We start from the raw sequence: 13,793 nt of genomic DNA on the forward strand, positions 1-13,793 counted from the left end.
CGCTTCCGGCGTGGTCGCCTTCCGAGTGCTCCCGCGGGCACCGGTCGTCGCTGGCGCTCCTCCCTGCCGGTTGGGTGGGCGGTCCGCGAAGACCCGGCCGGTCGGCCGTAAGCCCGGCCGGTCGGCCGGAAACCCCGGTTGAGCTGGGGAGACGTGGGTACTCGGGCGGCGTGGCGGCGTGGTAGGCGCCGCCCGGACACGGGGGAACAGACATCATGCGAATCGCTTCCACGCTCACCGCCGCGCTGCTGGCCGGTGCCGTGCTCGTCACCGGCGGGCCCGCGGCCGCCACGCCCGCCACTTCCGCCGCGCCGGGGGAGGCGTGTGCCGAGGACGTGAAGTACCTGGTCCGCGCGCACCGGGGGAACCTGGCCGAGCAGGCGGCCGGCCGGGCCGCGCTCGCCGAGTCCGCGGACGAGCGGGTCCGGCACATCGCGGCCATGCTGGTCCAGGACCACGCGCGTATGGACCGCACGATCACCTGGCTCGCCGGCGAGCACGGGCTGATGCTGCCGCCGAAGCCGAACCAGAAGCAGCGCGACGACCTGGCCGCGGTCATGGCCGCCGACGACGCGGCGTTCGACGCGGCGTGGCTCGCCATGCAGGAGAAGGCCCACCTGCAGTCGCTCGACTTCATCAACCGCGAGCTGGCCGGCGGCTGCGCCCCGGCGGTCCGCGAGGCCGCGACGTCCGCCGCCCCGAAGGTCGCGGCCCACCTCGCCATGGTGCGCGCCGCCCTCGATCCGCGCGACTGACCCGCCACGCCGGATCGTGCGGCGACGCGCGGCCCGGCGTCGCGATGAACTCACCACGCCGCGCCGGGCAGCCATGCGCGGCCCGGCCCGGCCCGGCGTGGTGGGCGAGGTGGTGCCGGCCGAGTGGTGCGACCGCCGGCGGGCGCTCGCCCCCACGCTGCGGCGCCTGATGACCGGCGTCCGCCGACCCGGCGGCCGCCGGCGGCACGTGATTGCCGGATTCCACACGCCACCGGCGGCCGCGGGCGTCTTCCCGCGGCTCTCGCTCGACAAACGGTGCGTTCCATCACGTGGCCGGATGCATTCGATGAGATGGCGCCCCTCAGGCGACCGATCTTCACCTCGTCGCGCTGATCATCGTCGAGGGCTCGGTGTCAACCTGGGGGAATTGGATGGTGAGGCCGTGCTTGCGCTCCAGCTCGCGGATGAGTGGCGTCAGCTCCTGCCGCAGCCGGCGCGCCTGATCCGCCCGATCCGCCAGAAGGCGTTGCCGGCTGTCGAGGCGCAAGGGTTCCCGGACGGCTTCGATCGGCCGCATGCAGGTCGCGTAGGCGGTCGCCAGAGACGATGTGACGGCGCCGTCGGCCGCGGCCCGGGACTGCGCGTCGGCGATCTCGAAGAACGACTCCTCGCTGTCGGCCCGCACCTCGTGCTCGTGGAAGCAGGCTCCGAGGTCGCGGTAGGCGGCCTGGACGTCGGCCGACGCGTTGACGGTGGAGAGAGCCTTCAGCCACTCGATGTGCAAGGGCTCGGTGAGCGACCTGAGCGGCCTGGTCGCCGCCTCGGACTCCTCCTGGCACGTCGCCGCGAACCGATCAGAGCTCGCCATCGGCAGGGGCTGCTCGGCCGGCACTCCGGACGGTGCCCCGCTGTTGAAGCCGTGCTGAGCGATGAACTCCAGGTCGGGGACGTCGTAGAGCCTGATGAACAAGGGCGGAGGGTGGTCGGGCGGGCGCAGGCCGTGGGTGGCGTAGCAGTCCGCGGCGACCTTCTGCGCGACGGCCTGCTCGAACGCGTCCAAACCCTGCGCGCCCCGCGTCTCGGCGCCCGTGGCGGGCAGCACGAGGGAGACGACGTCGGCGGGGAACGCCTGCGTGACACCGGGCGGATCGGTCACCGCGTCCTGGCCGGTGGCGCCCGCATCCGGCCCGGAACAGGCCGAGGCCACGACCAGGACGACCGACAGGATGTGCAGCAGCCCCGGTTTCGGGTGGCTCACGGATCTCCCCAGATCGGGCACCGATCGGCCCGGCGCCGTGCGGCACCGGGCCGAAGGTGACTCAGCTCAGTGCTTGACCCGGACGGTGTCGCCACCGTCGAAGTAGCTCGCCACGGACATCGCGGTGCCGTCGTTCACATCCGAGAGCAGGACCACGTCGTTGTGCGCGCCGTCGTTCATGGAGATGTAGCCACGCGTGCCGGTGACCCACGAGCCGCCACTGCGGTACATGCCGGCGTACCGGTCGTTCGCGAGGACGGTCTTGTCGTCGGTGTTGATGACGTTGAGGTCGTTGCAGGTCCCGTTGAACTTGTAGACGGTGTTACCGGGCGCCCGGAAACCGGTGGTGATGGTGTTGGTGGTGCAGGCGAGTGCGCCCAGATCGTCGGCGAGTGCCGGAGTGCCCTGCAGGACGGTGGCGGTCGTGGCGACGAGTGTCACCATCAGAATGGCAGCCTTTTTCATGCTTTTCTCCCCCGTGGAGCACGAAGGCCTACCGGCCCCCGTGTGTGTGCTGATGGATGCGTGTCGATGCTAGGGCATCGCCGGTAGCCCTGCAACAAGGTCGACACGCCGTCCACTGTGCCTTCTCCAACGTGCCGAGGGCCTCGCCTCGCGTCGCCGACGGGTGTTCGTCGCGTGCTGTGGTTCCTGCCCGGACGCGCCGGGTGGCAGGCGCGTCGCGGGACGCGCCCACGGCGGAAGCCGCGTCGTTGGTGGGCCGGCCACCGATGAACGTGCAGGGAGGAGCGCCAGCGACGACCGGTGCCCGGCACCGGTCGGCCGCAGGCGGCCTCCCTGCACGTCGAGTGGGCGGCCGACCTATGCTCCCCGCCCGACGCCCCACCCCACCGCGCAACGCGACCCAACCGCGCAACGCAACGCGACGCGACCCGCTCACGCTGCCAGTCAACCGGAGCCGTGATCGAGGCGTCCCCCACGTCGTTAGAACGACGTGGGGGACGCCTCGATCTTCGTCTTGGGTTTCGGGCCACGACGGGGCCGACAGGGAGGAGCGCCAGCGACCGGTGCCCAATGCCACTTGGCTTGAGTCGACCACGGATTCCTGCCTGCGCGTCCCGAAGCGCCCCGCCCACGTCCGCGCGACGCCCGCCGGCCCTCCTCTGTCGCCCGCACCCCGCGGACTGACTCTGTTGCCCAGCCCTTTTCGGGCCGGGAAGCGCGAGCTGACCCGGCCCGCTCGCGGCAACCGGGCGCTGCCCGCCCGAAATATCGCTACATCCCACCCTCCGGCGCGGACCACAGACTCGCGAGACGGCACCGCCGGCCTGAGTGATCAATCAGGTGAGCAAAAAGTAGATCAAAAATCGAAGTTGATCGCTTTTTTGCTCACCTGATTGATCACTCAGACGCCGGGCCCGAGGCCGTCAAGATCTCCCGGCCCCGCCAGCAGGACGCGTGCCCGCCTCATCGGGAGATTTCGGGCACAAGGCGCCCGGGCCCTCACCGGACGGGGGCCGACCCTGCCCGCCGCCGGCGGCGTTCCGGCGCCCGGAGACCGCGCGCGATTCGCGTACCGACAGCGAGCGGGCCACGCAAACCGGATCGGGCTGAGAGCATTCCCGCTGGTCACGGGAGTGCGGCCGTACCGCAGCTTCCTTCAAGATCAAAATAGGCCAAGTGGCATTGGACCGGTGCCCGCTCCGAGCATGCGGTCTGCACCGGGCCGGAAGCGGGAAATCGTCATCGAGCTCTTGGTTCTTGCTCTTGCGGGTCTTCCTCGCGTGCGGATTCCCGTGGGGATCTCCGGGGCGAGTGACGGTTGCCGATGTGGTGGGGACCCCGGGGCGGCGGCTATTGTCGGATTTCCATACAGTGGCCGGATGGAGAGCGACGCGGTGCGGGTGAGGCTCCGGGTGCAGGGCGACGACCCCGACGAGGTCAGGAATCTTCGATCGTGGCTGCAGCAGGAGCGTGACGTGCGCACACACGGCGACCTGCGGTACGCGGAGACGGTCGGCGGCAACGAGATGGGCGTGGGCGTCGAGATGCTCAGCCTGATCGTCGGCAGTGGACTGACGTTGGTGCAGCTGGGCCTGGCGATCGCGCAGTGGCGGGACACGCGGCGGCCGGCACCGGTCGTGACGATCAGCCGGGAGACCGACGACGGGCGGACGATCACGCTGGAGACGTCCGATCCGGATGCGGTGGCGACGGCGATGCGCGAGCTCGGCGGCTCATGAACGAGCTCGCGGGCGAATCATGGGCTCAGCGCCGACCACGGCGTTACCGCAGCCGGGCCGGAATTCCGGCATGACCCGTTCTGACCTGGCGGATCCCGGTGCCTCGCAGGTGGTGCTGATCGGTGCCACCACCTACACCCGGCTGCCGTCGCTGCCGGCCGTCGCCGGGAACGTCGCGTCGCTGGCCGAGGTGCTGCGGGACGAGTCGCTGTGGGGCATCCCGCCGGAGAACTGTCACGTGGTGCTGGACGAGGCGAGCCCGCGCGAGGTCGGCCGGGTGATCCGCACGGCCGCGGCCTCGGTCTCGGAGGGCGGGCTGCTGCTGGTCTACTACGCCGGGCACGGGCTGATCGATCCGCTCAACGGGCAGCTGGTTCTGGCGCTGGCCGAGTGCGAGCCGGAGGTCCCGGACGAGGCCGGCCTGCCGTACGACTGGATCGGCCGCGCGCTCGCCGGCAGCCCCGCGGCCCGCCGCGCGGTCATCCTGGACTGCTGCTACGCGGGTCGCGCCGACAACCTCATGTCGGCCGAGGCGGTGGCCGGCACGGACGAGGTCGCGGACGTCGCGGAGCTGGACCGGACCTGCCTGTTCGTGTCCGCGCCGTCGAACCGCCGGGCGGCCGCGCCGGAGGGCGAGCCGTACACCGCGTTCACCGGCGAGCTGCTGCGCGTGCTGCGCGACGGCATCCCGGGCGGCGACCCGGTGCTGACCATGGCGGCGATCTGGCGCAAGGTGCGCACGGCACTCACCGCCCGCGGCTTCGAGCGCCCGGAGCTGCGCGAACGCAACGCCGGCGGCAGCCTCGGCCTGGTCCGCAACGCGGCGCTGAGCAAGGAGAACCTGGTCGGCCTGGTGCTGCGTGGCGGCTCGGGCGTGGCCGACCGCGACCTGGCCGGCGGCCGGATCCTGGTGCTGGCGCACGACGAGACCGGCGCGGTCGGCATCGATCTGTTCGGCCGGCGCGCGCCGATGCCGGAGGAGTTCACGCCCGCGTGGCGGGAAGTGCTCGCGGACCAGGCCGTGCGGTACGGCGGTCCGGTCGCCCGGGACGGCTACATCGCGCTGGCCATGGTGCGCCCGCAGGCGACGCCGCCGCCGCGGTTCACGCCGATCCGGGACCGGCTGGGCGTGCTGTCGCTGGCGGCGCCGCCGGACGACCTGCGGCACACGTTCGCCTGGATCCGGGTTTTCAGCGGTTACCTGGGCTGGGCGCCGGGCGAGCTGGAGTCCTACCTCGACAGTGGTGCGCTGGTGCGTACTCAGGAAAGGCCACCGGCGTGATGTCCGAGCAGACCCTCGCGGACCGGCTGTTCGAGTCCTTCCGGCGGGAGGAGCAGATCACGCTGATCCTCGGCTCCGGCATCGGCGCGGACGCCACCCCGGGCGTCGCGGACGTGCTCCGGCTCGCCGAGCAGTACGCGATCGGCCGCTCCGACGGCGGCGACCTGACCCGCATGCTGGCGCTGGCCCGGGCCCGCCGCGGCGACGGCGCGCCCACCGAGCTGTACACGGAGTACCGGCGGATCTTCGCGAACTGGGTCGGTGGCGACGGCTTCGACGTGATCGCGCAGCAGGCCGTGCTGGAGAAGTACCGTCCGCCGGACCGGCTGGCCGGCCCGCTGGCCACGCACGGGCTGTGGCAGCGCGTCACCGCGGAGCTCGGCGAGGACCTGGAGAACGACCTCGGCTCGTGGACGCTGTCGCCCGCGGTCGAGGCGCTCGGCGCGGTCCTGGCCGGGCTGCCCGGCGCGTTCGACAACCGGGTCCTGACCACGAACTTCGACCCGCAGCTGGAGGTCGCGATCCGCACCGCCAGCGGCCGGGCGATCACCACGTCGCTGGACGTGGACGGCCGCTGGGACCGCAACAACGCCTACGACGGCGCGGTCCGCGTGTTCCACCTGCACGGCTTCTGGCGCCCGGTGGTGACCGGCGACCGCACGCCGCTGGTGCACGACCCGGCCCGGTTCGCCCGCACGCCCACGATCGGGCCGGTCGCGGACCTGATCACCGGCGACACGGTCTGCGTGATCGGCAGCAGCGACTGGGCCGGCACGATCACGTCCGCGCTGGCCGAGGTGGTCCGGCACCGGCCGGTCACGGTGCTGTGGGCGCTGCACCCGGACGACCCGGAGGGCGCGGTCCGCCGCCGTGAGCAGCTGCGTGGCGAGGGCATCGGGCAGGTCGAGTGCTTCTCCGGCGTGGACGCGGAACGTCTGCTGTCCGGGCTGGCCGCGCGCGTCGGCGTGACCGTGGTGCCGCGCACGTCCGGCCCCCGGCACCGGCACCGGCACCCGATCTGGGAGCGGGAGTTCGTCTCGCACCCGGCCGCGACGCCGCCGGACGACTTCCTCGGCCTGATCCGGCAGCTGGAGCGCCGGTTCGGCTGGCAGTTCTCGCCGGCCGACACCGGAACCCCTTCACTGATCTTCTGGCCGGTACGGCTGCGCGCCCGCACCTCGGTGATCCACATGGCGCAGGCGCTGGTCGCGGGCGCGCTCGCCACCCGCGGCGCGAGCCTGCTGGTCTGCCTGGACGACTTCGGCATCCGGGACCCGCGGGTCACCGGTGCCGCCTTCGAGGCCGATCTGCGCCGCTGGATCGGCGCGACCGCACCGCAGCTGGACGTGGACTTCGTGTCGCTGTCCGAGTTCATCCTGCAGCAGCGCAAGTCATCCGGCGTCGACCAGCTGCTCCGGCCGGTCGACCCGTGGACCGTGGCGCGGGAGTTCTACGGCGAGCACAACCCGTCGCTCTACAGCGTGCTGGCCGCGATCAAGGCGGTGCCGAACGTGGCCGCGCACGAGCTGGAGCCGCGCGCGTGGGAGATCGTTCAGGCCCTGCTGCGCCGCAACACGAACCGGCTGCTCACACCGATGACGATGTGGGCGTACCTGCATCATCTGCTCCTGGATCGTCCCGCCCACTCGATCATGACGCTGGGCACCCGGGACGACGCGCTGTTCTGGCAGCAGTGGCGGGAGATGTACCGGTTCGGGATCGCGCAGCTCTACAACCCGCACATCTCCAGCCTCACCCACAAGTCCGAGATGCTGCGCTGGGACGACGCCGAGTCGCTGCGCGAGCACCTGGCCGAGACGTGCGCGGTCCCGGGCTGGGACGCCGACGGCCGGTACGTGTCCTGGCTGCTGCAGAACGCGGTGCTGCTGCCGAACTACCTGACCGGGACCGCGCCGCCGGAGACCGGGGGATACGTCCTGGACTCGTGGGCCGACTTCATGGCCGCGCTGGACGGCGGTGCCCCCGCGCTCGAGGTCCTCGCCGACCAGGCCACCCTGTGGTACCGCGGCGGCCCGGGACCTTCGGCCGTTTCGTGAGCGGGCATCGATGGGTACTCTCGGGGGCATGGTGCTTCACGCGACGATCGAGCTGCCCGTCCTCGCCGGCCGGTGCGCTGCCGCGCTGGGCGAGGAGCTGACCGCCTACCTCGCCGGTGCCGACACGGTCGCCGAGCTGGACGCCTGGAGATCCGGCGCAGCGGCCGCGCCCGACCCGGGCCGCACGGTCGTCCGGCTCGCCGCCGGCACCGAACTGATCCGCATCTTCGCCGCCGAGAACCTGCTGTCGCACCTGCGGCACTGGCTGCGCGAGATGACCGACACCGAGGAGGGCCCGCTGGTCCCGGCCCGCGCCATCCGCACCGCCGGCACCGACATCCAGCCGATCAAGACGGTGCTGCAGGCCGCCCACTTCTGGGTCACCGAACGCACGTTGACCCGGCCGATCGCGGCCTGACCGGCCGGTCTGCTCCCGGACGACCCTCCACGCCGGAGAGGTGGAATCGGCTGCCGCCGCTCGCAGAACGTCCGGAGAGATGCGCACGCGCCGGAGCCTGGCACATCCACGGCCGGGCGCACTGCTCCCCGCTTCCGCCAGAATGCATTGTCGCCCTGCAGACCATTTGACGGAGCCGGCCATGGACAGCGCGACCCTGCGGACGGTGCTCCGGCGTCTTGTGCTCGGCGCGGCCACGATCGTCACCCTGGTGATCGCGCTGCTCTTCGGCCAGGCGCTGCGCAGCGCCGCTGGATGGTCCTTCGACCCGCATGGTTACGGCGTCATCGCCGGAGTTCTGTTCGGGACGGTCCTGACACCTGTCGCACTCGCGTTGTGGCTGCTCTACCGCTCGATGCGCCACCACAACCAACGGCGGTAACCCGATCGATGGCCAGTCCAGGTGCTATACGCTGTGCAGGTCCTCGACCAAGGCGTGCTGGCTCCGGATGACCACGCCCGCAATCGGAGAGGGTGGCAGCCCGTTCAAGCCGGGCCGAGTCCGGAGGCCGCCCACCCCAATGGGGCGGCCTCAAGCCCTTCAACTCCAGATACCTCCGGCCTCTGTAGACCCGTCCGTCCCCTCTCAATCCTTCGTCCGCACCTCCAGTGCGCTGCGGGCCAGGTTTATGAAGACCTCATGCCGGTGCCGGAGGTCCTGGTAGGCGCCCTCGTAGGCTTGCCGCGCCGCAGGGTCGTCCCTGTCGATCAGTGAACGCAGCCGCCCCTGCGTATGAAGGACCGCCAGCCGCACCTCCTCGGCGGCTGCCGAGACGTCGGCGGGCCCGTCGAGCATCACCTCGCGAGTCGCGCGGGTGACCTCACTGGCCGGACGGCCCATCCGCTCGTGGATCCGGGTCAGCCGCTGCTGCCTCGCACGACGACCCGGCAGTTCGTCGACGTCGGGAAACTCCCAGCAGGCCGTCATGAAGGCGTGCACCGACGCCATCATCTCCCGATACGCCGCCCGGCGGCGCTCACGCTGCTGCGCGAGCGCCTGCGAGACATTGCCCGCCCGCGCCTGGGCAAGCGCTGCACGCGAGGCACCCAGCGCGGCGATCAAGCTCGCTCCCAGGGCCGTGGCTCCGGTGATGACGCCTACCCACAACTCGTTCGCCACGATCCGGAGTATGGCAACGCACCGCAAACGATCCGGGCACCGCAGAGGCGACGGTTCTAATCCTGGCTTCAGGTTGATCGGGGAGGATGAGCGGCAAAGCATCGACTGGAAGGGGGCGGGCCGGCGTGCGGATCCTGATCGCGGACGATGACGGGGCCATCCGTGAGTCGCTGGAGCGGGTGCTCCAGGTCGAGGGTTACGACACCAGCACCGTCGCCAACGGTCTCGCCGTGCTCGACGGGGTCGGTGGGGCGGGCGGTGACGCGCTGGATCTGCTGATCCTCGACGTGATGATGCCTCGCCTCGGCGGGTTGGAGACCTGCCGGCGGTTGCGGGCCGCGGGCCGGGATCTGCCGGTGCTGATGCTGACCGCCCGTGACCAGGTCTCCGACCGGGTCGCGGGGCTCGACGCGGGCGCCGACGACTACCTGCCCAAACCGTTCGCCACCGAGGAGCTGCTGGCCCGGGTGCGGGCCCTGCTGCGCCGGCGCACGCCGGCCGGCGGGGAGTCGCAGGTCCTGTCGTTCGCCGACGTCCGGGTCGATCCCGACAGGTTCGAGGCGTGGCGTGGTGGACGGCCGCTGCGCTTGACCCGGACCGAGTTCTCCCTGCTGGAGGTTCTCGTGCGCAACGCGACCCGGGTCTTGACCCGCGACGCGCTGTTCGAGGCGATCTGGGGCTTCGACATGAGCGCCACCGCCAACAACCTCCAGGTGTACGTGAGCTACCTGCGCCGCAAGATGGAGGCCGAGGGTGAGCCGCGATTGATCTACACGCTGCGCGGCCTGGGATACACGTTGCGGGAGACTCCTCCGTGAGCAGGCCCGCCGGCCGGGGACCGCGCCGGCTGACCCGATGGTGGCGCCGGCGGTCCCTGCGGGCCAGGCTGACGGTGATCGCGGCGACGGCCATCGCGGTCAGCGTGTTCATGGCGTTCCAGGTGGCCAGCGAGTTGATGGACGGAGAACTACGGGACTCCGCCGAGATGCAGCTGCGCGCCGACTCCCGTGCCCTGGCGACGACGGCGGAGCGCGCCGGTCTGGCGCGGGTCGAGCTGCCGCCGTATCCCGGAGGCGATCGGCTGGTGCGGGTCATCCTGCCTGACGGCTCGACCCGGACACCGGCCGGCCAACCCGCGCTGCCCCCGGTCAGCGGGCACGCCGGGCGCGTGGCGCAGGGCGGGCCGGCCGACCTGATGGAGTCGGACGACAGCGACGAGGAGGGCTACCTCGTCTACACGCTGCGGGCGGGCGACGGCGCGGTTCAGGTGGCCCGCGCCGCCGACGACAGCCCGATCAACCAGTTCGGGTTCGGGATGCTGCTGATCGGGCTGCTCTGCGTGGTCGGCGGCGCCCTTGTCGGGCGGACCGTGGCGCGGGCCGGGCTGGCACCGATCGACCGGCTGACCGCCGCGGCGGTACGTGTCGCGCACACCCGGGATCTCGACGCCGACATCCCGGATGAGGGCGGTGGTGAGATCCAGCGGCTGATCCAGTCGATCAACGACATGCTAGCCGCGCTCCGGGACTCGCGCCGGGCCCAGCGGCTGCTCGCCGAGGACGCCGCCCACGAGCTCAAGACGCCGCTCACCAGCCTGCGCCTCAACGTCGAGCTGCTGATCCGGCTCGATCGGCGCGGCACCCTGGACAGCGCCCTGCCGGCGGAGAGCCGGACCCGGTTGCTCAACGATCTCGGCGCCCAGGTGGCCGAGTTGAGCACCCTCGCCACCGAGCTGACCGAGGTGGCGCGCGGTGACGTCAGCGACGAGAGCACCGAGCTGTTCGACTTCGCCGACGTGGTGGAGGCCGCCGCGGCCCGGGCGCGTTCCCGCGTGCCTGACATCGAGGTCGCGCTCGACGTGACCTCCGTGTGGGTGAGCGGGCGTCCCGCCGCGCTCCAGCGGGCGGTGCTCAACCTCATCGACAACGCCGGGAAGTGGTCCCCGGCGGACCAGCCGATCCAGGTTCGGCTGCGTGCCGAGGGCGCGTCGGCGGTGCTCGAGGTCGACGACGCCGGGCCGGGCATCGACGCAGTCGACGTACCGCGGGTGTTCGACCGGTTCTACCGTGCCGACAGCGCCCGGGGGTTGCCGGGATCCGGTCTGGGACTGTCGATCGTGCAGCGGGTCGTCGACGCCCACGGCGGCCGGGCCGCTGTCGCCCGTTCCGCACGCGGTGGCGCGCTGCTTCGGGTCGACCTTCCGGCCGCGGCCCCGCCCGCCCCGATCGCGCGGCTCACCGCCGGGGACAGCGCGGTGAGCTGACCCGCCCCGGCGGCGCGGCGCAGGACGAGGGACGGCGGCCCTGCGGGCATGGACCCTCGGCGCTCACCGTCGGGGCGGGACACCGCGGTGCACCGGCCGGGCCCGAGGGCCTGGGGGCGGCGACCGTCGGGCCCTGAAAAATCCGGGACGGGCATGGTTCCCGTCCCGGACCTTCATCGTGCTGCCGCGCTCATCGTTGCAGCGCGGGCTCCTCGTCGCTGGTGAGTGCCGCTTGCTCGTTCGGCGGCTCCGCCGTCGGCCGGGACAGCCGGCTCGGCCACCACATCCGCCGGCCGATCAGGAGGGTGAGGGCGGGCACCAGGACCGACCGCACCAGCAGGGCGTCGAGCAGCACGCCGAAGGCGACCAGGAACCCGACCTCGATCAGCATCACCAGCGGAAGTGTGGCGAGGACCGCGAACGTGGCCGCCAGGACCAGCCCTGCCGAGGTGATGACGCCGCCGGTGGCCGACAGGGCCTTCAGCATGCCCTCTCGGGTGCCGAGACGCACGGTCTCCTCCCGGGCCCGGCTGGCCAGGAAGATGTTGTAGTCGACGCCGAGCGCCACCAGGAACAGGAATGCCAGCAGCGGCACCGAATAGTCGATACCTTCGAACCCGAGGATCGTGTCGAAGACGAACACGCTGCCGCCGAAGGCCGCCGCGAACGAGACGACCACAGTCGCCATCAGGATCAGCGGGGCCACGATCGCGCGCAGCAGCAGCCCGAGGACGATCAGGACGACGGCGAGCACCAGCGGGATCACCCGCTTCTCGTCGCGGCTGGTGGTCACCTCGGTGTCGAGGTTCTCCGCGCTCGGCCCGCCGACGATCGCCTCCGCCCCGTTCACCGCGTGCACGGCGGCGCGCACCCGCTTGATCGTGTCGTACTCCGCGGCGGTGTCCGGCGCGTCGGCCGGGAACACGGAGATGTCGGCCCAGCCTCCGACGGTCTGGCCCGGGACGGCCTCTGCCACGCCGGGAGTGCGCTTGACGATGTCGACCACCCGCTCCTGGTACGCCGGCCGCGTGTAGATCGTCATAGGCTGGCCGCCGAGCTCCGGGAAGTGCTGGCGGAGAACGGTGAAGCCGGTGACCGACTCCGGCGCGGACAGGAACTGGTCCTGCTCCCGCAGGGCGCCGGTGTTGCCCGTCAGACCGATGGCGAGCACGCCGAGGACCCCGAGCGAGCCGAGCGTGGCCACCCACCGGCGGCGGCTGATGGCGGCGCCGAGCCGTCCCCACAGCCCCGGCTTGTCCTGCACGGCCGTGCTGAACCGCGGGATGGCCGGCCAGAAGACTCGCCTGCCGAGCACCACGAGCACCGCCGGGAACAGCGTCAGCATGGCCACCAGCGCGCACAGGATGCCGGCCGCGCCGATCGGGCCCAGCCCGCTGGTGCTGTTCAGGTCCGCGACGAGCAGGCAGAGCAGGCCGGCGACCACGGTGGCCGCGGACGCGACGATGGCCGGCGCCGCGCCGCGCAGCGCGTGGACCATCGCGACCCGGACGTTCTCGTGGTGGTGCAGTGCCTCCCGATATCGCGCGATGAGCAACAGCGCGTAGTCCGTGCCGACGCCGAACACCAGGATCGTCAGCAGCGCCGAGTTCTGGTCGTTGACCACGATGCCGAAGCCCTTGACGAGCAGGTAGACGGTCGCCATCGCGGTCAGTGAGGCCGCGCCGACGACCACGAGCGGGATGAACCACAACACCGGGCTGCGGTACGTGAGGATGAGCAGGATCGTGACGACGATGACCGTGGTGAGGAAGACCTGCAGGTCGATGCCGTCGAAGACGGCGTCCATGTCGCCGTCGATCGCGGCCGGGCCGGTCACCTGGAGTTCCAGGCCTGCGGGGCGGTCCTTCGCGGCGTCACGCAGTGGGCCGACGATGGCCTCCGGTGCGCCGTAGGTCGTGTTCACGTCGAGGGTGAACATCATCGCCTTGCCGTCGGTGGAGAGTCTTGTCGCCGGGCCCTCGTCGTCCTCGCCGGCCGCCGCCTTCGGCGGGTACCGCCCGGCAAGGGTGGTGTAGTGACGCTCGACCGTCGCGCGGTCGGCGTCGGTCATGCCGCCGGCGCGGTGGTACACGAAGACGAACGTGTTGTCCTCGCCGCCGGGGAGGCTGTCCTCCAGCGCCGCGACCTTGGTGGACTCGGCGCTGGCCGGCAGGGTGTCCACGGCTCTGTCGGTGGTGACCGAGCTCAACTTTCCGCTCAACGGCACCATGACCGCCGCCAGCGCCACCCACAAGCCGATCACCAGCCACGGCACCCACCGGCCGGCCAACCGGCCGGGCGGTGCTTCCCTGGGCTGTGCTGCGTTGACTGACATCAATAGCCTCCTGACGCGTTGCATCGTTTGTCTGAGGCCGACTTCGTACCGAGCGAATCTGAGACGACCGTTAATCCGGTGATCAGAACGGTCGGCAAGGC

The 13,793-nt window shown here is 71.7% G+C and carries 12 protein-coding genes; 8 read left to right on the forward strand and 4 right to left on the reverse strand.

The window, feature by feature from the left end:
• The first annotated feature begins 215 nt into the window (after positions 1–215).
• Complete coding sequence (locus tag J2S43_RS11135) at positions 216–755, forward strand: DUF4142 domain-containing protein (protein WP_306828808.1); 540 nt, start codon at positions 216–218, stop codon at positions 753–755.
• A gap of 337 nt (positions 756–1,092) precedes the next feature.
• Here J2S43_RS11135 and J2S43_RS11140 read toward each other — a convergent pair whose 3' ends face one another.
• Positions 1,093–1,974 (reverse strand): hypothetical protein, encoded by an 882-nt coding sequence (locus J2S43_RS11140; RefSeq protein WP_306828809.1) that lies wholly within the window; start codon positions 1,972–1,974, stop codon positions 1,093–1,095.
• Positions 1,975–2,040: 66 nt separating this feature from the next.
• Complete coding sequence (locus J2S43_RS11145) at positions 2,041–2,439, reverse strand: hypothetical protein (RefSeq protein WP_306828810.1); 399 nt, start codon at positions 2,437–2,439, stop codon at positions 2,041–2,043.
• Between the two features lie 1,379 nt (positions 2,440–3,818).
• Between J2S43_RS11145 and J2S43_RS11150 the strand changes: the two genes are divergently transcribed.
• The 5 genes from J2S43_RS11150 (at position 3,819) to J2S43_RS11170 (ending at position 8,356) form a co-directional block, all read left to right on the forward strand.
• Positions 3,819–4,178 carry an effector-associated constant component EACC1 gene (locus tag J2S43_RS11150; RefSeq protein ID WP_306828811.1) on the forward strand — a complete coding sequence of 120 codons (360 nt, stop codon included), beginning with the start codon at positions 3,819–3,821 and terminating at the stop codon, positions 4,176–4,178.
• Between the two features lie 70 nt (positions 4,179–4,248).
• Positions 4,249–5,460: a YqgE/AlgH family protein gene (locus J2S43_RS11155; RefSeq protein ID WP_306828812.1), complete on the forward strand. Its 1,212-nt coding sequence runs from the start codon at positions 4,249–4,251 to the stop codon at positions 5,458–5,460.
• The gene (locus J2S43_RS11160) at positions 5,460–7,517 is read left to right on the forward strand and encodes an SIR2 family protein (RefSeq protein WP_306828813.1); all 2,058 of its coding nucleotides are present in this window, start codon (positions 5,460–5,462) and stop codon (positions 7,515–7,517) included. Before J2S43_RS11155 ends, J2S43_RS11160 begins: the two co-directional genes overlap by 1 nt.
• A 28-nt stretch (positions 7,518–7,545) precedes the next feature.
• Positions 7,546–7,935 (forward strand): hypothetical protein, encoded by a 390-nt coding sequence (locus J2S43_RS11165; RefSeq protein ID WP_306828814.1) that lies wholly within the window; start codon positions 7,546–7,548, stop codon positions 7,933–7,935.
• A gap of 181 nt (positions 7,936–8,116) precedes the next feature.
• On the forward strand, positions 8,117–8,356 hold the full coding sequence (locus J2S43_RS11170; protein WP_306828815.1) for a hypothetical protein: 240 nt from the start codon (positions 8,117–8,119) through the stop codon (positions 8,354–8,356).
• A gap of 204 nt (positions 8,357–8,560) precedes the next feature.
• Here the strand turns inward: J2S43_RS11170 and J2S43_RS11175 are convergent, their stop codons facing one another.
• Positions 8,561–9,094, reverse strand: coding sequence for a hypothetical protein (locus J2S43_RS11175; RefSeq protein WP_306828816.1), 534 nt, complete (start codon positions 9,092–9,094; stop codon positions 8,561–8,563).
• 86 nt (positions 9,095–9,180) lie between these two features.
• On the opposite strand from J2S43_RS11175, the gene J2S43_RS11180 reads away from it, so the two are divergent.
• Both J2S43_RS11180 and J2S43_RS11185 read left to right on the forward strand, forming a co-directional pair.
• Entirely contained in the window at positions 9,181–9,912 is a 732-nt protein-coding gene (locus J2S43_RS11180) for a response regulator transcription factor (protein ID WP_442320031.1), read from the forward strand.
• Positions 9,909–11,357, forward strand: coding sequence for a HAMP domain-containing sensor histidine kinase (locus J2S43_RS11185; protein WP_306828817.1), 1,449 nt, complete (start codon positions 9,909–9,911; stop codon positions 11,355–11,357). The genes J2S43_RS11180 and J2S43_RS11185 overlap by 4 nt, the downstream gene beginning before the upstream one ends.
• Before the next feature lie 190 nt (positions 11,358–11,547).
• Here J2S43_RS11185 and J2S43_RS11190 read toward each other — a convergent pair whose 3' ends face one another.
• Positions 11,548–13,692, reverse strand: a complete 2,145-nt coding sequence (locus tag J2S43_RS11190; protein ID WP_306828819.1) for an MMPL family transporter — start codon at positions 13,690–13,692, stop codon at positions 11,548–11,550.
• Positions 13,693–13,793: the final 101 nt, after the last annotated feature.

It is taken from the genome of Catenuloplanes nepalensis (assembly GCF_030811575.1).
In the GTDB taxonomy this organism is placed as follows: Bacteria; Actinomycetota; Actinomycetes; order Mycobacteriales; family Micromonosporaceae; genus Catenuloplanes; species Catenuloplanes nepalensis.